The sequence below is a fragment of the Kribbella sp. NBC_00889 genome, assembly GCF_045207705.1.
In the GTDB taxonomy this organism is placed as follows: Bacteria; Actinomycetota; Actinomycetes; order Propionibacteriales; family Kribbellaceae; genus Kribbella.
The window spans coordinates 6,466,201-6,484,909 of the sequence record NZ_CP108783.1; the positions used below are offsets into that span (position 1 = coordinate 6,466,201).

The 18,709-nt window shown below is 69.4% G+C and carries 18 protein-coding genes; 2 read left to right on the top strand and 16 right to left on the bottom strand.

Going from position 1 to position 18,709, the window contains the following annotated elements:
• Nucleotides 1-446 precede the first annotated feature (446 nt).
• Nucleotides 447-1,658: an IS110 family transposase gene (locus tag OG817_RS31620; protein ID WP_406048291.1), complete on the bottom strand. Its 1,212-nt coding sequence runs from the start codon at nt 1,656-1,658 to the stop codon at nt 447-449.
• A gap of 240 nt (nt 1,659-1,898) precedes the next feature.
• Between OG817_RS31620 and OG817_RS31625 the strand changes: the two genes are divergently transcribed.
• Nucleotides 1,899-2,330, top strand: a complete 432-nt coding sequence (locus OG817_RS31625) for a hypothetical protein (protein ID WP_406048292.1) — start codon at nt 1,899-1,901, stop codon at nt 2,328-2,330.
• Nucleotides 2,331-2,408: 78 nt separating this feature from the next.
• On the opposite strand, the gene OG817_RS31630 is transcribed toward OG817_RS31625, so the two are convergent.
• From OG817_RS31630 to OG817_RS31700, 15 genes are all read right to left on the bottom strand, one after another.
• Nucleotides 2,409-3,326, bottom strand: a complete 918-nt coding sequence (locus tag OG817_RS31630; RefSeq protein ID WP_406048293.1) for a bifunctional DNA primase/polymerase — start codon at nt 3,324-3,326, stop codon at nt 2,409-2,411.
• Nucleotides 3,323-3,547 carry a DUF3970 family protein gene (locus OG817_RS31635; RefSeq protein WP_406048294.1) on the bottom strand — a complete coding sequence of 75 codons (225 nt, stop codon included), beginning with the start codon at nt 3,545-3,547 and terminating at the stop codon, nt 3,323-3,325. Before OG817_RS31635 ends, OG817_RS31630 begins: the two co-directional genes overlap by 4 nt.
• A gap of 4 nt (nt 3,548-3,551) precedes the next feature.
• Nucleotides 3,552-3,896, bottom strand: coding sequence for a hypothetical protein (locus OG817_RS31640; RefSeq protein WP_406048295.1), 345 nt, complete (start codon nt 3,894-3,896; stop codon nt 3,552-3,554).
• A 90-nt stretch (nt 3,897-3,986) separates the two neighbouring features.
• Nucleotides 3,987-5,594, bottom strand: a complete 1,608-nt coding sequence (locus OG817_RS31645) for a DNA cytosine methyltransferase (RefSeq protein WP_406048296.1) — start codon at nt 5,592-5,594, stop codon at nt 3,987-3,989.
• A gap of 24 nt (nt 5,595-5,618) precedes the next feature.
• Entirely contained in the window at nt 5,619-5,798 is a 180-nt protein-coding gene (locus OG817_RS31650) for a hypothetical protein (RefSeq protein WP_406048297.1), read from the bottom strand.
• Between the two features lie 388 nt (nt 5,799-6,186).
• Nucleotides 6,187-10,809 carry a MobF family relaxase gene (gene mobF / locus OG817_RS31655; protein WP_406048299.1) on the bottom strand — a complete coding sequence of 1,541 codons (4,623 nt, stop codon included), beginning with the start codon at nt 10,807-10,809 and terminating at the stop codon, nt 6,187-6,189.
• Complete coding sequence (locus OG817_RS31660; RefSeq protein WP_406048300.1) at nt 10,809-11,057, bottom strand: hypothetical protein; 249 nt, start codon at nt 11,055-11,057, stop codon at nt 10,809-10,811. The genes mobF and OG817_RS31660 overlap by 1 nt, the downstream gene beginning before the upstream one ends.
• A complete protein-coding gene (locus tag OG817_RS31665) occupies nt 11,054-12,532 on the bottom strand; it encodes a DUF2637 domain-containing protein (RefSeq protein WP_406048301.1) in 1,479 nt (492 codons plus the stop codon). The genes OG817_RS31660 and OG817_RS31665 overlap by 4 nt, the downstream gene beginning before the upstream one ends.
• Complete coding sequence (locus OG817_RS31670; RefSeq protein ID WP_406048303.1) at nt 12,529-13,281, bottom strand: hypothetical protein; 753 nt, start codon at nt 13,279-13,281, stop codon at nt 12,529-12,531. Before OG817_RS31670 ends, OG817_RS31665 begins: the two co-directional genes overlap by 4 nt.
• Complete coding sequence (locus tag OG817_RS31675) at nt 13,281-14,093, bottom strand: hypothetical protein (RefSeq protein WP_406048305.1); 813 nt, start codon at nt 14,091-14,093, stop codon at nt 13,281-13,283. Before OG817_RS31675 ends, OG817_RS31670 begins: the two co-directional genes overlap by 1 nt.
• Nucleotides 14,090-16,345 carry a type IV secretory system conjugative DNA transfer family protein gene (locus tag OG817_RS31680; RefSeq protein WP_406048306.1) on the bottom strand — a complete coding sequence of 752 codons (2,256 nt, stop codon included), beginning with the start codon at nt 16,343-16,345 and terminating at the stop codon, nt 14,090-14,092. Before OG817_RS31680 ends, OG817_RS31675 begins: the two co-directional genes overlap by 4 nt.
• Nucleotides 16,346-16,377: 32 nt before the next feature.
• Nucleotides 16,378-16,890: a Pycsar system effector family protein gene (locus OG817_RS31685; protein ID WP_406048307.1), complete on the bottom strand. Its 513-nt coding sequence runs from the start codon at nt 16,888-16,890 to the stop codon at nt 16,378-16,380.
• Nucleotides 16,887-17,294, bottom strand: a complete 408-nt coding sequence (locus OG817_RS31690) for a hypothetical protein (RefSeq protein ID WP_406048308.1) — start codon at nt 17,292-17,294, stop codon at nt 16,887-16,889. The genes OG817_RS31685 and OG817_RS31690 overlap by 4 nt, the downstream gene beginning before the upstream one ends.
• Before the next feature lie 95 nt (nt 17,295-17,389).
• Nucleotides 17,390-17,713: a helix-turn-helix domain-containing protein gene (locus tag OG817_RS31695; protein WP_406048309.1), complete on the bottom strand. Its 324-nt coding sequence runs from the start codon at nt 17,711-17,713 to the stop codon at nt 17,390-17,392.
• Nucleotides 17,710-17,949, bottom strand: coding sequence for a helix-turn-helix domain-containing protein (locus OG817_RS31700; RefSeq protein WP_406048310.1), 240 nt, complete (start codon nt 17,947-17,949; stop codon nt 17,710-17,712). The genes OG817_RS31695 and OG817_RS31700 overlap by 4 nt, the downstream gene beginning before the upstream one ends.
• A 119-nt stretch (nt 17,950-18,068) precedes the next feature.
• Here OG817_RS31700 and OG817_RS31705 point away from each other — a divergent pair, with 119 nt between their 5' ends.
• Nucleotides 18,069-18,404, top strand: coding sequence for a GntR family transcriptional regulator (locus OG817_RS31705; protein ID WP_406048312.1), 336 nt, complete (start codon nt 18,069-18,071; stop codon nt 18,402-18,404).
• The last annotated feature ends 305 nt before the right edge of the window (nt 18,405-18,709 follow it).

Sequence of the window (18,709 nt, forward strand, 5' to 3'; positions counted from 1 at the left end):
CGACCGTTCGGTGCCCGATGCTTCGGAAACTTGCCGTTGTTGTTCAGCGTCAACGGCGCCTGGCCGCAACACGGGCAGGTCTGCCTGCTGCGAGGCCGCTGACATTTCCATCGGACCTCGGCTTGTGGCGTGAAGCGTGTGGTCCCGGACGCTTTGCATGCCGTCTGGGCTCGAGAGATAAGCCAGCCGGTTTTGTCGGTGTAGTGCTTCGGCAGAGTGCCGTTCTTCTTTAGCGTCAAACGCAGACAGCAAGCAGCGCAATGTACCCACCCCACGCGGATCCTCCCCAGCTCGGATGATCACCCCATAACCGAACACACTGAGAATACGGCCCGATCCGCCGCTCAAGCGACCAGTCAGGTGCGAGGCTGTGCAAGGGCATGCGCGCGCCGCCGGGCCGCTATTTGAGCTCGTCGGCGCTGTGGAAAGTGATGCTCCTATTGGTGTCAAGCCGTGTTGAGCCAGGCGCGGTAGCGGTGGGCGAGTTCGTAGTCGGGGAACGTGCCGAGTTCGGTGCGGGTGATTTTGGTGATGTAGGTGTTCATCGCCTGGGCGGCCGCGGCGAGGGTGATGTTTTTGGCTTGCCGGGTGGGGCGGAGGTCGGCGAGCTCGGGCGCGGCCTGGCCTTGGGTGAGGGATCGGAAGATCTCACGGGCGAGGGCTCGTTTGAGGCGGCGGAGGATTTCTGCGGTGTCGCGGCCCTTGGCGCGGTGGGCCCGGACGTAGTCGCGGGTGCGTGGGTCGCAGGTCATTCGGACCAAGGCGATGGTGTGGAGTGCGTGGTTGGCGGCCCGGTCGCCGCCACGTGAGAGCCGGTAGCGGGTGGTTTTGCCCGACGAAGCCGGGACCGGGGCGGCGCCGCACAAGGCGGCGAAGGAGCTTTCGCTGCGCAGCCGGTCAGGGTTCGCGCCGGCGGTGACGAGCAGTTGTGCCGCGGTGGCCGGCCCGACCCCGCGCAGCGAGAGCAGGTGAGGGTTGGCTGCCCGGGTGAGATCCTTGAGCTGCTGGTCGAGTTCGGCGACCTGCCGGCTGAGGAAGCGGTGACGCTGGGCCAGCGCCTTCAACGCGGTCAGCACGGCCCGGACGATGGAGTCGCGGTGGTGGGCTGGTCGGCAGCCGGCCAGCGCGTCGACCAGTGGCTGGTCACGCAGCGGCCGGTATTTCTCCCGCAGCACGACGGGAGCCGTGATGAGCATGTGATGGATCTGGTTCATCGCGGCGGTACGTGCCTTGACCGCGGACCGGCGGACGATGTGCAGGGCACGGATCGCCTCGACCTGCTCGGTCTTGGCGGCCGCGTCGGCGCGGCCGGCCAGCACCGCATGAGCGGCCTGATAGGCGTCCAGAGGATCGGACTTGCCACGCATCCGGCGCCGGGCACGATCCGGGCGGGTGACTTCGCGGACCTCGATCCCCGCGGCCTGGGCGGCCCGAGTCAGCCCGGCGCCGTAGGAACTGGTGCCCTCGATCCCGATCACCACCAGCGTCCCGAACGTCGCCAGGAACGCCAGCGCGGCCCGGTAACCGTCCGGGGTGGTGCCGAACTCACGATCACCTAGTTCGCGGCCGACCTGGTCAACCGCCGCGACGTGGATCGTGTCGGCGTGGGTGTCAACGCCTCCGGTCACCGTGTCCGCGGCAGCAGCAGTCACTGTCATGATGGGTCTTGCCTTCCGTGTCGATCGGACAGGTCGACGCCGGCCGGGCGGCAGACAAGACATTAATGAGGCTTTGCCAGGCTCTTATTAGGTCATGCCGCCCGGCCGGCGACGGAACTCCCGAGCACCGGACGGACCAATTTGCAGTCAACCCAGCAGGGCGACAGTCGGCGGACGAGCCACGGCGCCCGAGAGCCTGCCCATCATTAATGTCGGTGTCTGCTGGGATCGTGTTGTGGCATGAAGCTCATGGGCCGTGATCTGGACCGAATCCGCCGCGAGCATCTTCGTGGCGTGAGGGTCGTGGACTTTGCCGAGCTATGGGTTGAGGCGGAGCGGCGAGATGACGTGTTGCGAGTCGCGGATCAGGTTGATTGGGCACTCGCTGGCGTCTTGGCGGCCTGTCGATGGATCGCGAACGCCGCGATCACGTATGACGAGCCTGTTGGTGGGCGTCACGGTGAGCTGGCGAGGACTCCGCTCAGTGGGAAGGCTGAATGGGCGATCGAGGAGCTGATTGAGGAGGAGACGCTGCTTGCCGAGCGGCTTGTCGGGCGGTGGGAGTGGCCAGGGCGGCCGGGGTATGTGGAGGGCGTCTTCTTGACCCTTGCGTGGATCTGGCGTCGGTCGGGTGTGCCGCCGATTGAGGCGGGAGAGGCGCAGGCTGGATGATCCCGCCGTGCCTCGCCGATTTGGAAGAGGGCCTCAAGAGCCGTGCGTGGCTTCATGAGGCCCTTTCTCCACGGCGGGTCATGCCGGTTGTTGCCGGGGGTGGCGTGCGCCCGCGGTGAGTCCTGAGGTGATGGTGCGTTCGGCTTCGGTGTGGGGTAGGCCGATGCGAGCGGCGGCGGTCAGGAGTTCGTCGGTTGCGATTGCTTCGGCGAGCAGGTGGGCGCCGGTGAGTTGGCCGAGGGCGAAGGCGGCGCGGTTGAGGGTGTCGTTGCGTTGGCCGGTGGGTGCTGCGAGGACCTTCTCGAGTTCGCCGGCCAGGGCGGCGGCGGCGTAGGCGGCGGTGTTCTTCATCTCGGCAGTGCTGCGGGGCGGCTGCGGGTATGGCGTACTCGTGTCGAGTTGCTCGACGATCCAGTTCGGCAGCGATTGCGGCGGGCTGAGGCGGGTGGCGAGGTAGCGGCCGTGCGGCGTGGTCGATCCGGCGCCGACGATGTATCCGCCGTGCCCGCGAGTGTCGATCCTCCATCCGAGGCGCCCGGCGCTATTGCCGAGCTGGCCTCTGTCGGTCTGGCGGTAGTAGAGGTGCTGTCCTCCGGTGGGTGTGGTGACGGTATAGGTGCCGGGCATGTCGGTCGCGCGGGCGAGGGTGAGGAGTGCGAGGACGTCGGCGCCGCTGGTCGCTCCCTGGGTACACCATGGTTCGGGTGCCAGGTCGGTGGGGGTTTTGGGTTGGTCGAGATCGATGACGAGGAGACCGGAGGGTCCGGCGGCCACTCCGATGTTGTAGGGGGCTTGACGCCAGGTGCGGGCGATCGCGAGGTGGTTGGTGGTGGCTGCTGCTTCCCAGTTCTTCTCAACGGCCGGCACCTTCCGGCCGGGCATCAGGGGGAAGACCGCGAATCCGTGATCGGCATGCCAGTGCGCTGCCCGGCTGAGCAGCTGGTGATCGGTGTCGGTCACTGCCCGTGTACGCCGCGCCGTGCGGGTGGTGTTCACGGTTCGACCTGCTTGGGGTGGGGATTGACGCGTTCGCTATGGACTCGCCGCGTTCCGTCGGGGTCGACGGGTTCACGCAGTTCGAGGTAGACGCGGACGCCGAAGGAGCCGCGGTTGGGGTAGGCACGGTCGCTGCCCGCGACCTCGAAGTGGTCGCGCAGGTGGTCCACGAGGCGGGTGATTTCGTCGGGTTCTCCGGACAGCCTGACCTTGATCGTCATCGGTTCACTCGCTCCTGCTCGTGTCGGTGGCTGCGTTCTTGACCGCGGTCGCGCGGGCGGCGGCCTCGATGAGGTGGGGTCGTACGGCGTCGATCCAGGCGAGGAACTCGTCGGCCGGCCAGCGGCCTTCGTCCATCTCCACGTCGATCCCGTCAGTGACCCACACAGGTGGCAAGCCCAGCGAGAAGACGCGATTGTCGTCGCTGTGGCGGCGGGCCTCGATGACCAGGCCACGGTTCCCGGGCCAGTCGCCGCCGCGTTGGTGGTCGAATCGTCGGGTCAGGACCACGATCGGCGGCAACTCGGCCAGGTACGGGTCGTTGTCGTTCGGGGGTACGGACAGCATCATGGGATCTCCCTTTGGTTGACGGTTACGTGTCAGCGGCCGGGCGGCCGAGGGGCCGGACCTTCCACCGAGGTCCGGCCGACTGCGGTCCGGTCAGGCGGCGTTCAGGTCGTTGAGGTCGTGTCCGAGGGATTCGGCGACGGCGGCGATGAGGTCGCGTGCGGCGGGTGGGGTGACGGCGTTGCCGAGCTGACGGACCTTCTCGCGCTTGTTGCCAAGCACCAGATAGCCGCTGGTGAACGCCATCCCGGCCGCGACCTCGTGCGGCTCCAGCATCCGGAACAGGCAGTCCTCGACCGCGACGGTCTGCGGCTCCAGCACCGACTGGTGTCCCGCGCTGGTGAGGGTCCGCAGCGTCTCGGTCGCGGGTGTGCACATCTCTGCACCGGTGGAGCGGGTGCCGTTGTTGCGCATGACGAGCGCGTAGCGGTCGCGGGTGGTGAACGTGCCGTGCGGCTCGCTCGTGGCGCGGCTGGTGGCGTTGCCGTAGTAGGGCATCAGCAGGCCGTGGTGGTTGCCTGCGGCAGCGAACGTGTCGAACGGGTCGGTCGCGCGCTTGGTCGTGTTGTTGTTGCGCAGCGGCACTACCAGCGCCTCGGACTCGCGCGTGGTCCTGGTCCGCATCACCTCTGCCAGCGCCGTTGCGGTCTCGTTCCAGGTGCCGCCCGCCGGGACCAGCAGCCCGGTCTCGTTGCGGGTCGTCATGGTGCGCATCGCCTCCGACAGCGGAGCGGCGGTCTTGCCGTCGCGGCCCTCGACCGGCACCAACAGCTCGGGCTTCACGTAGCGGGCGAGTCCGGCGCAGATGCGGGCCATGGTCTTGTCGGCCAGCGGCCGAGCCCGGTCCCCAATCCGTACCCCGGTCAGGCTCCAGTCGATCGCCGCCGCCGCCGGAAGCCACCCTGGCTCCACGACCTGGTTGCGGCAGGCCACGTTCGGACAGCGCCACACGTACTGAGCGCGGTAGCGGCCCCAGGTCCGCTCAGGCTTCTTCCATGCCTGCATCGCCCGCACCAGCTGCCCGCAGCCCTCGCACCACGCCTTCGGCCGGGTCCACCGGTTCAGATCCGGGCAGACCGACGTGCGCAGGTGTGCCACGACGTACAGCCGGTCGCGCGACTGCGGCGCCGGAAGTCCACCGGCCTGCGCATGCATGCTGTTCAGGTAGACCACGTGCACGCAGTAGCCGAGCGCGTCCAGGCCCGAGCGCCACGCCGGCCACAGCACCCACAGCGCCGCATCCACCACGTTCTCCACGACGATCGCGTCGTAGCGGTGGTGCTCGGCAAACCGCACCACATCCCACATCGTCGCCCGCGACCGCTCGGCCGCCTCGTCCGGCAGCGTGTCCCCGAACAGGTCCGGCATCGCGTCCACGTTGCGCTTCTTGCCCTTGGCCTGGGAGTGGTTCGTGCACTCCGGCGACGCCCACAACACGTTCGTGCGCGGGTAGCGGCGCGGCTCGACCTGGGACAGGTCCGCACAGTCGTGATCGGTGGCCGGGTGGTTGCTGTTGTGCGTCTCAACGGCCAGGTCCCAGTGGTTCGCGGCCAGCTTCACCGTCACCCCCGGCACCTGCACCGCACCGGTGCTCGATCCCCCAGCCCCGCAGAACAGGTCAGTCATCGTCAGCGTCATCGCTTGTCTCAACCCCTTCTCGTGGTTGGTGCGGGGAGGCGCCGTGGGCGCGTGGTCCTTCACCACGGCCCTCCCCGGGCTCGGTGGTCAGTTCGCGGTGTCGGTGGCGCTGTGGATGTGCTCGACCAGCAGGTAGTCGGCTTCGTCTCCGTCGCGGCCGCGGAAGTCGGCGCCGCAGCCGCAGGTGCTGATGAACATGCCGTCGCGGTACGGCTGCGCGATCGGTGTGGTGTCGCGGTGCTCAGCGGCGGTGGTGGTGTCCGGCATCTGGGGTGGCTCCCTGGTCGCTGGTGGGCTTGTGTTGGCGGCAGCCCCGTTCTTTGGGGCCTGCCGGCTACTGCCGCACAGCGGGCCGGGTCAGAGGCTCCGCCCAAGTTGGTTCCGGTCGTTGTCAGCTGGTGGACGCGGTTTGTCCTCCAGGTGAGAACTCCCGGAACCAACTTGGGTGGAGGGGACCTGGTCCGCTAGCCGCCCACCAACCCCAGCCCCAGAAGGGCTTTCGCCCGGGCGGAGCCCGGGATGCTCTTACGTCATCCGGCCTCTGCCCGGGCGGTCAGCTGCCGTACGCGGCTACCTGGCGGGGCATGTTCTCAATGGCTTGCTCGTCGCAGGCCGCGGCGTGAGTCGTCCACCTTCACTGTGTTGCTGCGCTGCGTTAGTGGTGCAGGCCGAATGAGTCGTCCTCGGCTTGCTCGATCCGGTTCGTTGCCTGCCGGGGCGCGGCGGGATGGGTGTCGTCGCCGTGCCACCGGGCGAGTTCCTCTTCCCGCTCGGTCGCCTCGCTCGCCGCGTGGGCGTCTTCGGCAGCGCGGCGGTGCTGAATCTCGATCAGCGCGCGCTGTGCGCGACGGACCGCCTCGGCCGACTCTTCGGCCGACGGCACCCGCGGGGTGTCCGCCTCCACCGCCCGTTCCTCCGTCGCCGTGACCTCGCGAATGTCGGCCGGCGCCTGTGCCTCCCGAACAAGCTCAGTGTTCTTGTTCGCCTCGTGGGAGGTGCCGTCGACATCGGTGTTTGCAGCGACACCGCGCGCGGCGCCGGGGATCTCGTCCACTGCCCCGTGCAGTGGCTCCTCGACCGCACTGGTGAGCTGGCCGTTGAGCAGTTCGACCTCCACGAGCTCATCTTTCGGCACCGCCTCGACGGTGTCGGTCTCGCGCTGCTGTGCGACATCGGCCAGCTCGTGCTCGCTGATCACCTCGCGCTGGTCGTCCTCGGCACGGTCGTGGGCGCGGTGGTCGGCGAGCCACTCGTCGGTGGTGTGGCCGTTGTCGGTGTTGTCGATTCCGCGGTCTTTGAGCTCGGCGGCGGCTCGGCGTGCTGCCTCGCGGGTTGCGGCGGTGTGGGCGTACCACTCGGCGCGAGCCTGGTCGACGACGGTCAGTTCGGTGGCGCGTGCGTCGAGTGCGTGCGCGAGGGCCTTGGCCTGGCCGGCCTCGGCGCGCAGCCGGGCGGCGGTGTCCGGGTCGGTGGTGGCGTCGGCTTCAGCGGCGCGCAGTGTCGCTGTGCGTCGCTGGTCGCCGGCCTGTTGCCGGGTTCCGGCGAGCTCTTCGGACACCGATGGCGGCGCCCAGGCTTGTTCGCGTTCGTAGGCACGGACACGGACCCGGAGCTGCCCGTTGGACATTTCGGTCTCGGCTCGGTCGGTGTCCGGTCGGCCGAGCACACGCCACGCGGCCCGCCACGCCGCGTAGGCCTCGACCTGCCCCGGCTTCGGCGCGGGTCCGAGAGCGGAGTCATGCGCGGTCATTCCGGCGACCTCGCGGTGAGCGACGACGACGGCGGCCCGCTCGACCCATTCGGCGCGGCTCTCGGCATCGGCTGGAACCGGGCCGAGTCCTTGGACTGCCCATTGGGGCGGGTCGGCGGCGAGCTGCTCGGCCATGGTCAGGGCGCGCCGGTCGGCTTCTGCGGCCAGGTGCTGCAGGTAGCCCGCCCAGCCCGCCTCGTCCAGGCGGGGCACCCAAGCGGCGTGGTTGTCTCCGACTGGGTCGAGCCGGGTGGTCTTGGTGATCCGGTCGTGCAGGACATAGGACACACGCCGTGCGTCGGTCAATGTCCGGGCGGTGACTGCTTCGGTGAGGACTTGCCGCGGGTCGTGCCCGGCCAGCTCGGCGCGCCGCAGCAGCGTGTCCAGCGTGCCGGCGCCGTCCTCGACGGCAAGCATGGTCCGTTCCTGCTCGGTCAGCAGACCTTGCTCGGTCAGTTCATCGAGCCACCGCGCGCAGCGCCCGGCGGTCGCGACCGCGATGCCGTCGGCGAGCAGTTCGGCCGGTGTCCGCAGGTGCCCGGCTTCGGCGGCAGCCTCGGCCTGTGCTTGCAATGCCGAGATCTGCGGCTGTTCCAGGTCGAACGCGGAACCGAGCACGGCCAGCGGTGACCGCTTCATGGCCTGCTTGGTCTCGCCGACCTCGGCCGTCGCCGCGACTGCTTGGGTAACGACGTGGGTCGTGTTCGCGACCCGGCCCCGGCTCATCGCGACATACAACGCGTAGAGGGCGGTGTTCTGGGTGGTCACCGCGTGCACCGTGTCCACGGTGAGGCCCTGCGACGCGTGGACGGTCGCGGCGTAGGCGAGGGTGACGTGCTCGCGGACGTAGGCCGCGGGCAGCTCGACGGTCTCGTCTGGGACCGGCTGGCCGGTGTCGCGGGCGAGCGGCGCGACCAGCAGCGACCCGTCGGCGCGGGTGTCGACCACTTGGAAGTTGTCGCGGTTGAACACCGCGCGCTTATTGCCCTTGTGGCTGGCCAGCCGCCAGTCGTTGTGGCGTGCCTGGATCAGGTCACCGACCCCGGCGTGAGTTCCTTGCGCGGCGAGCTGGATCGTGTTCGTGTCATCGACGCGGCCGTACTCCACGAGTTTGGCGCGCAGCTGCGCACTGACTTGTGCGGCCTGGTCGTTGGTGTCCACGATCAGCAGCGTGTGCAGGCCGTTGAGGTGGTCGGCCAGCCACGCATCTGCCGCGGTGCGCTGGGCGCGCTCGATGGTTCCACCGTCGAGGATGCGGCCCTGCTTGTGGTACTCGGCCAGCGCGGTCTGATCACCGGCGCGCAGCCGCAGCGACGCGGGACCTTCCCACCCGGCCTGGAACCTGCGGGTCTCGGTCAGCTCATGGGTGAGCGCGCCCGAGGCGACCAGTTCCATGCCTCCCGCGGCGCCAACTGCGGCGAGCTGACGGTGGTCGCCGACCAGCAGAAGCTTGGCGCCCGCGTCGTCACACAGACGGTGGATCGCCGCCAGATCAGCGGTCGAGGCCATCGCGGACTCGTCCACGACCACGAGGTCCCCGTCGCGCAGCTTCCACGCCTGGTCCGCTCGAGACGCCGTGCCGTCAGTGATCCGCTGCTGCGTCACCAGCCAGCGGGTGATGTTCTTGGCCGTGACACCGTCGGCGGCCAAGACGTCGGTGGCGACCTGGGACGCCGCGAGACCGATCGCGCGCTGCTGCTTGCCGAACCACAACTCCGGGTCTTCCCACGCCTTCGCCAGGGCACCGACCACGCGGGACTTGCCCGTGCCGGCCGGGCCGATCAGCGTCTCGACCCGCGCACCAGAGGTGAGGATGCCGCGTACGGCCTCCTCCTGGTCCTCGCCGAGGGCCAGTCCCGCCTCCTCGAGCTGCCGGCAAAACGTCTCGGCCTGTGGCGGCATCATCAGCGCCGCGCCCCGGGCGTATCCGGCCTGCGCGAGGAGGTTCTCGGCCTGCAAATGGTCACGGGTGGCATACCGGGTACCGCCGGGCGCGTGGTAGGCCGAGTGTCCACTGTTCAGTCGCAGCTCGGGCGGCAGGATCGCCTCGCCCGGGCGCTGCGCGTCCAGGACCTGTGCGTGGCGCAGCGCCTTGGTGGTGAGCCCGTCGAGCAGTTCCACGATCTCGCTCGGCGTCCGGTCGCCGAGGTTGTCGGGCAGAGCGTTGCTGATCTCACGGGTCAGGTCAGCCGCCTGCCAGCCTGCACGCTTGGACTGCACCGTCTCGAGCGCGGTCTCGATCACCTTGGTCTCGTTGAACGTGGTCACCGGCGCCGCCGCGCCGGTGGTCGCGAGGACGTCGTGGGCGACCTTCCCGAGTCCCCCGCGGACCTCGGCACGGAGCTGGTGATCCCACCGCTGCAACCGCTCCTCGACGGTCTCGCCGTCGTGGGACTTGGCCTTGCGGGTGAACAGCGTGGCCTCCTGCTGGAGGCGGGCGAGTTGGAGGTTGTTCGGTTCCTGGCCGAACTTCTTCTCGAACTCGCGCACCGTCACGGCGGTCCGCTTGGTGATCGCGCGCCGCCGGGAGCTGAACAGGTCCATCACGGGTTGGTCGATCCCGACGATCTCGCGGGACTTGCCGTCCGGCCGGGTCTCGAACCGGACACCGAGCGCCTTCGACAAGTGGTGCTCCATCACGCGTTCACCCACAGTGCCGGCGGTGGCGTCGTAGCGGTGCAGCGCCTCACCGTCGATGGTGCGCCACTTCCCGTCAGGCCCCTGGACGCGGTTGAGGATCGCGTTGTGGATGTGCAGCTGCGGGTCGTGCTCGCGAGAGTCGTGCTGGAAGAACGACGCGATCGTCCAGTCGTGGGTGTCGGCCCACCGCCCGGCGACCCCGCCGTGGTGGCCGACGCGGGTGTATCCCGCCTTGTCCTGCAAGTAGGTCAAGGCCGCGTTGTTCCCCGCCCAGATCGCGTCCTCGACCGCTTGGCGGTACTGGCCCCACGACGCGGCCTCGGTCTCGGCGCGGTGCACCGCCTGGCTGTATCGGTGCACTGCACCGGCGTCCCCGGTGCGGTGCGCCTGCTCCAGTGCACCGCGGGCGGCCACGGCCGCACCGAGGGCCTGCACTTCCTGGGCTTCGAACGCGGTGTGCAGCACCGTCACCGACTTCTGCACCGAGAACGTCGCATCGTGGAACGCGACGTTCTTGCGCACCGACTTGCCAGCCAGTGCACGCAGTTCGGCCCGCCGCTCCGCGTCCGCACCGGGCTCCTTGGCCAGTGCATCGGCGTACACCTGTTCCTCGGTCTTGTAGTTGCGGCCGGTGTGGCCTAGCGTCGCGGCCTCGTCCCACCGTGCCGGGTCGCGGAACGCGTCGCCGCGCGGGTCGATGAACCGCTCGTACAGCGCGGTCATGTCCTGGTTGTCGACCTCACCAGTCAGGCCGAGCGCTTCGGCGCCCTTGCCGAACCAGCGTCCGGGCGGCTCGCCGGCTGCAACCGCTCCGGTGTAGTAGTTCTCCCGGCCCGTGGCCACCTGGCCGGTCAGATAGTCGGCCCGGTGCCCGCTGCGCGTGCTCATCACCGCCATGCCACACCCCCCACAACGCCCGGCGCGGCAGCGCCGACGGCCGCCGTCGGCGGCAAGCCGATACGACGACGTGAAGCGGAGTTGAGGCTCCACTTGATCGTGATGCATGGGTGTGATCTGAGTTCTTTGGTCTTGCTGCTGCCTGCTGGCGACTGCTGGATCGTCGGTTCGGTCATCGGCGCTGCGGGTTCGTTGATGGTCTTGCTGCTGCCTGCTGTGTTCTTGTGCTTGGTGCTCATCGGCTGCTGCTCGTTTCGAGTTCGGTGGACTTCGTGGTCTCGTCGTTGTTGTCGTGCTCGGGGGTGTTTTCGCCGGGCTCGGTGACGAGCTGGAGTTGTCCATGGACCTGCGGGACCGGCTCCGGGGTGTCGGCGCTGTCGGTGGTGGTGGGCTCGGCCCATCCGGCGAGTTCCTGGAGGCGCTTGGCCCGGCCGAAGCCGACCGGCCGTCCGAAGGCCTCTTCGGTGGCGCGGCGGATCTCGCGCTGCCCGAGCGGCGCACCGCCGTGCTCGGCCGCGTGCCGCACCACCGCGTCGAGCAGTTCGACATCGGAAGGACCCGATCCCTTGCGCGGTGCGGCCTCAGGCGTCTCGCCGGTGTCCGCGGTCGCGCCGTCGGTGCGGTGCGGTGCGTGCACTGGTGCGGGTGCACCGGTCGGGGTGTCGTTGTGCACCGGTGCGGCCGGTGCGGTGCGGCTCGCGTGGTGCACCGGTGCAGTCGTCGCGTCGGTACGCAGTGCACCGAGCAGGAACGCGACCAGCCACAGCGGTGCACCATCGGCCGCACCGTTGGCCGGTGCCGCGGTCCCGCCGGAAGCCTGATCCGGGTGGCTGGTGTCGGTCATGCCGAGTGCGGCGGAATCGACCAGCGCCAGTAGCTCGCCTGGGGTGAGGCGCCCGCCCGCCGGCAGCAGGCCCGCGAGCTGGCGGGCCGACAGGAGTCCGTCGCGGATGGTGTGCAGGCACGCGGTCCGGGCGGCGCGGGCGGCGTCGTAGGGCCACAGTTTGTGGCTGGGGCACAGCGTCGCCAGCCGGGACGCCATCCGCACGACCTGCTGCACGAGCGCCCGAGCCTCGGCCGGGTCGTCGGTGCCGGTCCGGGACAGGTGCAGCCACACCCGGGTGGTGATCACCGGGGAGGTGAACCAGGTCAGCGCCGACAGCCGCGGCTTGGCGGGCTGGGCAAGTTTCATGTGCAGCCGCAGCAGGTGGGCGAGCATCTCGACCAGCACCGCGTAGGCCAGCGGCGCGAGCGCGTGCGCGACGGCGTCGGCGATGCCGTGGGCGGTGTCGATGTTCAGCCACACCGTGCCGCCGATGAACACGTACGTCGTGACCAGCGCGCCCGGGATGCGCCACCCGCGCGTCAACGCGGCCAGGCGCAGGGCGGTGCAGGCCACGATCATGCCGTCGGCAACCAACGGCACCAGGTTGCTGTCGAACTTGTCCGACACCGCGCTGAACGACCGTGCACCGCCGATCCCGGCGACGCCGAGCGCGGCGACGATCGCGACCACGATCAGCACCCGCCGGGTCGTCAGCCGCCCGGCCTGGACCGCGGCACTCACACCCCGGAAGGCGCGGCGGGTCGCCCAGACCAGCGCCGTCACGGTCGCGCCGAGGATCAGCAGGGCGGTGGCGCCGGCGGCGATCACTGGCCAGGTCACCGCGCCCGGGTGGAACAGGTCGGGCAGGTTGATCAGGTGGGTGGTCATCGCTGTCCTCCAGCGGTGTCGGGTACGGCGGTCAGGCCGCCGCGGGGGCGGCCGGCCTTGATCTGCTCAGCGGTCGGCGCCGGGCCGTTGGCGTCGCGGTTGGTGGTCCACCAGGTCACGAACTCGTCCGCGTCGGCCGCGAGCGGCACGACCACGGCGGGCTGCCCGGCGGGGTCGCGGTGCTTGAGCACGTCACAGCTCGGGGCGTACTCGCCGATGCGGCGGGCCACGCCGGGCCGCTGGCGGTCGTGCCAGTCACCGACGAGCTTGTTCGACGCCTCCGGGCCGTGGTAGGCGCCGGTCCAGGCGTCCATCAGCCACAGCAGTTCCTCGACGATCTCGGGGTGCCACAGCCAGCACGGCGGCAGCGACTCCGCGCTCGTGGCGTAGCGCAGGTAGGTGGATTCCATCCACGGCAGCAGCTCGCTCAGCACCGCCTGTACCGCGGACTCGTCGTCCTCGGGCAGCCGCAGCCACGACACCGGCTCGACGTCGCTGGAACCTGTGCCCTTGCCACGGCTGTTGGGTTTGGCGGTGACCCGGGTAAGGAGGTCCTCGAACGAGGCGACCGTGGTGCCCAGCGATGCCACGGTGTCGCTGAGCCGCGCTACGGCGGTCTTGGAGGCGGTCTGCTGAAGACCGGTCTTCATCGCAGCCACGTCCCGGGTCAAGGCCTCGACCGAGCGGGCCAGGCCAGCGACGGCCGCGAGCGCCGCGGTGCCGGGGTCCTTGTCGTCGTCGTAGCGCATCAGGCCACTCCCCTCTCGTTCCGCTCGCCGTAGGGGGCGTCGAACAGGGTCAGCGGTTCGTGTGGTGGGATCGAGGCGAGGACGCGGTGTCGCCACAGCTGGGCGTAGGTGTGGCAGTTCGCGCAGTTCTTGTGTCGGCAGCCGGGAAGCGGAGCGGTCCGGCGTGCCTCGATCGACCACGCCATGGAGTCCGCCGATGTGAGGGCGTGTCCGCAGCGGCGCAGTCCCAGGACCTTGAAACCGAATCCGTGCAGTCGGGTGATCCCGGCGGCACGGAGCGCGCCGATGATGGCGACGGCTTCACCGGTCGCCTGGCGGCGGCACACCGAGCCAAGGCCGACAACGGGCGCAGCGGACAGGTCGACGCCGGCGTCGGTGTAGAGGCTGGCGCAGGCGAGGTAGTCCTCGAGGCGCCAGCCTTGCAGCACCGGCACGAACGGGAGTTCCGGCGCGATCGATCGCAGCAGCAGGTAGTTGTCGACCGTGCGGACCTGGTGTTCGCGCAGGCTCAGCCCCGTCTTGGACAGGATCCAGGGCTCGCACATCCAGTCTTGCGGCGCTGCCCACGCGAGCTGGCCGATCTCGTCGCGGTAGCGGCGGACCCTGGCCGCGTACGCGCGCGGAGTCGGCCCGTGATCCCACGACCCATGAGTTGACAGCTCCGTGAAACCCCCGGAGTCCAGCGCCCACCGCGCCATTGCTGTCGGCAACGTCTTGTAGGCGCGCAGCCTCCGATCCGACACGAACAGCGGCACGCTGCTGGTCCGTAGCCAGCCCGGCTGATGTGTCCCGAGGAAGAACTCGACCGTCACCGGTTCGCCTCCCGCCGGTCGGCCTCGTCCTGACGTCCGACGAGCTCGCGCGGTGCGGTGCGGGTCGTGTCGCGGGAGGCCAGCGCGCTGCGGGCCTTGCGCATCGCGCCGGCCAGGCGAAGACGGGCGATCAGTTCGCGGGCCGGGTCGGTGGCCTCCAGCCACGTCACCGCCACGTCGAGACCGCGTGCCAGACGCTGTACGACGCCGGCCGTGACGCGGCGGCGAGATGTGGCTGCCCTTTCGAGGGTCGCGAGCAACTGGTCGCGCAGCCAGGCGGCATCGACGAGCAGCCGGGCGCCGGTCCGGTTCTCGAGCGCGGCCAGCTGGCGGCTGGTCCACTGCACTGCTGGGCGGTTGTGGAACCGTTCCCTGCGCAGGTCGCGGCGCTTCCAAGCCATCTTGACCCGCCCGATCGCGGGCGGCATGCCGCGGGTGATGATCAGCGCCTGCCCGGCGCGCAGCTGCGCGATCTGCCCCGGGGTCAGGACCGGCACGTGCCGGTCGCTGATCGACACCCCGCCGGTGGTGCGGTCCTTGGTCGCGGTCTGCTCCAGCCGCTCGCCGCACAGCGTGGACCAAAACTGCAGATCGTCGTCGTCGGCGGTGCCGGCCAGCACGATCTTCGTAGTCACGTTCGTCATCAGCGAACCGGTCGCGGCCTCACCGAACCGCTCCCGCAGCTGCGCCCGCGACTGCGCCACGATGTGCAGCGTGATCCCGCGGGACCCGAAGTCACCGGTCCACCGATCGAGCGGGATCAGGCAGATCAACGCAGCCTCGTCCAGCACCATCGTCAGCTGCGGCTCCAACCGGCGCCCCGAGCTCTTGACCGCGATCGCGCGCGCCGACCGGGCGATGTGCGCCGTCAACGCAGTGACCAGCGGCGCGGTCTTCTTGTCCTCCGCGCCCAGCAGATACACCGTGCCGGTCTCGGCCAGCAGCCGCTCCACATCGAACGCCACCCCACCAGGCGCCGCCGCAGCCGCTGCGGCCGGAACCGACAACCAGGACAGGGCGGGCATAATCGTCGTGGAGATGCTCGAGCGGGTGCGCTCGTTGTTGTCGAAGAACTGCATGGCCTGCTGCTCGAACCCGACCGCGTTCGCAACCCGCAGCTCCCACAGCACGTCGTCCTTGCCGGAGTCGGGGTGAGCGACCCAGCGCTGCACGTCGGCCATCGTGTAACGGCCGAGAGCGGCCGCGTGCATCAGCGCGGTCAGCGCCTGGCGGGCCAGGTTCAGCCAGTGCTCGGCGTCATCGGACTTGGCGCCGACCCCGTCGAGCAGGTCCGAGGCGCGGTCCATCGCCACCGACGGGTCACTGCAACCAATCAACGGATCGAACGTGATCGTGGACCCATCCGACGTGAGCCCGTCGGGGTCGAACACCCACACCGGGCCGCGCCTGCCGCGCAGGGTACGGGTGATGTCGAGGACGTCGGTCTTGGTCGACGTCACGATCGCCGCGCCCGGGGCGTCGAGCAGGTGCCCCATCACGAGGCCGGTCTTGCCCGCGCGCGGCCCGGCCACCGTCAATGTGTGGTCCTCCGCGCTGGAGCGGACCCTGACCCAGCCGACCGTGGCGACCGTCGTACCCAGCTCGGTCAGCGGCACGAACCGCCGCTTCCACGCCGGCACCGAAGCGAGCGACGGCCGGACCTGCTTGGCCTTGCGGCGCAGCATCCGCGCCGAAGCGTTGCGGTGCACATCCCACGCCGACGCCAGCCCGTCAGTAACCCGGCCCGCGCGGCCCAAGCGGCGCAGCAGGCCACGCGAGCTGGACCGCGACCGCAGCGCGAACCCGGCCGTCAAGAACAGCACCGCCGTTGCCGCCAGCAACAACAGCCACCAGTGCCGTGACCCCTGCACAGACTCCGGTAGCGCGCGGAGCAGCAGGCCGGTGTAGGCCAGCCACATCGCCAGCGAGAGACCGGCACCCACCGACTGGTTAACCGCCACCATGCCCAGCGTCACCAGCAGCAGGGCTCCGGCACCGATCAGCCAACCCGCCGCGCCGCCCGGCGCCTGCAGGCGCAGACCGAGGAACCCGGCCAGCAGAATCCACAACGGTGCGGCGATGAGTACGCCGTGCATCAGCCGCCAGAACAACAGGCCGACGGTCACCAGACCGACCACCCCGGTCGCCAGCACCCAGCCACCGACCTCGATCAGCGCCGGGCTCTCGCCCCACACGACTGCCGCCGCCCCGGCGCCCGTCAGCGTCACCATCAGCGCCGTGAACCACGGCACCATCACACCCTCAGTTCGGGTCGGCCGGCGCATCATCGCGCACCCCCGATCAGCACCCCGGCCACCGCCAAGAGCACACCGCCGGTCGCTGCCGCGAACGAGATCCGCAGCCAGCGATGCTTGGCCCAGGCAATGTCGGCCAGCCGCTTGGCGTGGTGGCTGACGGCCTCCCACGGCTCGGCGACCAACTCGCCGTACACCTCGGGGTCGATGTGCTGGCGCAGCTCACGGATCGACCGCAGACGGACCGCGCCGAAGTACAGGAACTCCCCCGCGACGAGCTTGCAGCCCGGACGGTGCAGCCTCGGCACGACCACCAGCAACGCAGAGCCCAGCGCCACCGCGAGCGCGGCCAGCGCGACACCGAACAGGACCCGGGCGGCCAGAGGCGCGCCGTGGGACTGCGACACCAGGGACAGGACAACCGCAGCCAGCGCGGTCTCGACCGTCGCAGCGAAACCAGCCTTCGTGTCAGCCCGGTCGACAGCACCCGCGGCCGAGTCGTGCATCCGCCAGGCCAGATCGAGCCGTACGTTCTCGCTCATCGCGCACCACCCGTCGCCTCAGCCGCGATCGGCTCGGGCTGTACGTTTTCCGCGTACGACATGTGTGCGGTGTGCGCGGCCATCGTCTCGCTCGAGATCGCGAACGACGTGATCTCGACGGGACCGAATTCCGTGCTCACGTCGTAGTGCCCGCCGCGCAACTCGGGCTGAACACCGAGCGCGGCACCGACCTGGTCGACCTTGCTGCAAGCCGCCGAAAAGTTCGCGTTCCGGCTCGACGGCCAGACCACGGCCCTCACCGCCGGCACCGGCAGCTCCGGGTGATCCGCCACCCACGCCGCCAACTCGAACAACCCACGGATCAGCTCCGCGCGCTGCCGCGGAACCTCCAACATCCCAAACCGCGGTACCCACTCCATGCCGCTCTGTACTGCGTCAGTCATGCTGTAGACCTCTCGAACTCGTAGCTGAGTGAAGGGAGAACCGGCCCTGTCCTGGTTGGCGCCTGCGGCAGGGCCGGGTTTCTGAGGAGTTCTGGTCATGCCGCACCGCCTGCTGGTGCACGGGAGGCATCCCAAGAAGACGTCCAGTCCGAAATCTCGACCGGCTCCGAGCTTTCGGTGGCTGCGTCGAGCAGCTGCTCCACCGCCTTCGCGGGAATCACGTAGCGGCCCTGTTCCGAGCCGCGCCGCATGCGTACAGCGGGAAAGGCGCCAGCCCGAACCAGTCGGTAGAGGTGCTCCGGCGATACGCTGCAAAGCGACGCCGCCTCAGGGATCGTGTAGGTCGGTACGCCAGATGCGCGCTTACGCAAGGCGTTCCGAAGGGCGATTTCGCGGCCGATCTCGCGTAGTCCGGTCACGGCTGACCCTCCCGCCAATCGGCGACCGACACCGTGCCGCCGGAGGCGAGCGCGGCTGCACTGAGGTCGTCTATGACCCGGCCGGGAACAAACAGCCGCTTGCCAATACGGACGGCGGGCATCTGGCCGGCGGAAATCAAGCGATAGATGGTCATCTGCGACATGCCGACCACTTGCGCGAACTCCGCGATGCTGAGGAGTTTCGCGTTCGGGTGGTCGCCACTCTGCTGGTGCATTGGAGTGCTTCCCTTCGTGATGATTGAACTAGCTTATCTAGTCTAAGCTAGTTAACTTGTGTTGCCAAGGTTCACTTAGGTTCAGTCGCTTAGCTGGCTAGGACAGTTAGGATCTGTGTATGCAGGTGGACAACGCCGATCCGCGGCCCGCGTACGTGCAGGTTGCAGACCGCCTTCGCGATCTGATCAGGAACGGCACGCTTCGGCCCGGCGACCGGCTGCCGGCCGGACACGATCTGAGCGAGCAGTTCGGCGTCGCGATAATGACCGTTCGGAAGGCGATTGACGTGCTTCGGTTGGAGGGCGCGGTCTCGTCCCAGCAGGGTCGCGGGGTGTTCGTAACGGCCGCCGCCGCCAAGGAGCCAGCCGACCTAGAGAGCTTGAGAGTTGCGGTGGAGAGACTGACGGTGCGCGTCGCAGCGTTAGAGGACGCCGCGAGCCAACGCACCGAATGACTGGACATGGCGCCCCATTCGCATGTCTTGTCGTCATGCCAACTAGTGAAATCGAGCGAAGACGAGTGGAACATGCGAAGGTGATGCAACGGCAGCGCAACGAGTATGCAAGCCGACCCACCCAAGCCATGTGAGGGAGACTCCGAGTGGTGGTCGTGGACGTGTGGACTGGCCGCCGAGCATCCGCTCTTCGGGCTTCGCTCCGGCTCACGAACGAGGCGTTCGCGAGCTATCTCGGAGCCAGCGTGCGAACGGTGGCGTACTGGGAGTCCCGCCCGGACACACGACTCTCACCGACGATGCAG

Excerpts from the sequence above, each read along its gene's own strand:
- mobF (WP_406048299.1), bottom strand. The coding sequence starts at position 10,809 with ATGAGCACGCGCAGCGGGCACCGGGCCGACTATCTGACCGGCCAGGTG.
- OG817_RS31690 (WP_406048308.1), bottom strand. The coding sequence starts at position 17,294 with ATGACTGACGCAGTACAGAGCGGCATGGAGTGGGTACCGCGGTTTGGG.
- OG817_RS31635 (WP_406048294.1), bottom strand. The coding sequence starts at position 3,547 with ATGACGATCAAGGTCAGGCTGTCCGGAGAACCCGACGAAATCACCCGC.
- OG817_RS31685 (WP_406048307.1), bottom strand. The coding sequence starts at position 16,890 with ATGAGCGAGAACGTACGGCTCGATCTGGCCTGGCGGATGCACGACTCG.
- OG817_RS31660 (WP_406048300.1), bottom strand. The coding sequence starts at position 11,057 with ATGAGCACCAAGCACAAGAACACAGCAGGCAGCAGCAAGACCATCAAC.
- OG817_RS31650 (WP_406048297.1), bottom strand. The coding sequence starts at position 5,798 with ATGCCGGACACCACCACCGCCGCTGAGCACCGCGACACCACACCGATC.
- OG817_RS31640 (WP_406048295.1), bottom strand. The coding sequence starts at position 3,896 with ATGATGCTGTCCGTACCCCCGAACGACAACGACCCGTACCTGGCCGAG.
- OG817_RS31670 (WP_406048303.1), bottom strand. The coding sequence starts at position 13,281 with ATGCGCTACGACGACGACAAGGACCCCGGCACCGCGGCGCTCGCGGCC.
- OG817_RS31625 (WP_406048292.1), top strand. The coding sequence starts at position 1,899 with ATGAAGCTCATGGGCCGTGATCTGGACCGAATCCGCCGCGAGCATCTT.
- OG817_RS31705 (WP_406048312.1), top strand. The coding sequence starts at position 18,069 with ATGCAGGTGGACAACGCCGATCCGCGGCCCGCGTACGTGCAGGTTGCA.
- OG817_RS31620 (WP_406048291.1), bottom strand. The coding sequence starts at position 1,658 with ATGACAGTGACTGCTGCTGCCGCGGACACGGTGACCGGAGGCGTTGAC.
- OG817_RS31665 (WP_406048301.1), bottom strand. The coding sequence starts at position 12,532 with ATGACCACCCACCTGATCAACCTGCCCGACCTGTTCCACCCGGGCGCG.
- OG817_RS31700 (WP_406048310.1), bottom strand. The coding sequence starts at position 17,949 with ATGCACCAGCAGAGTGGCGACCACCCGAACGCGAAACTCCTCAGCATC.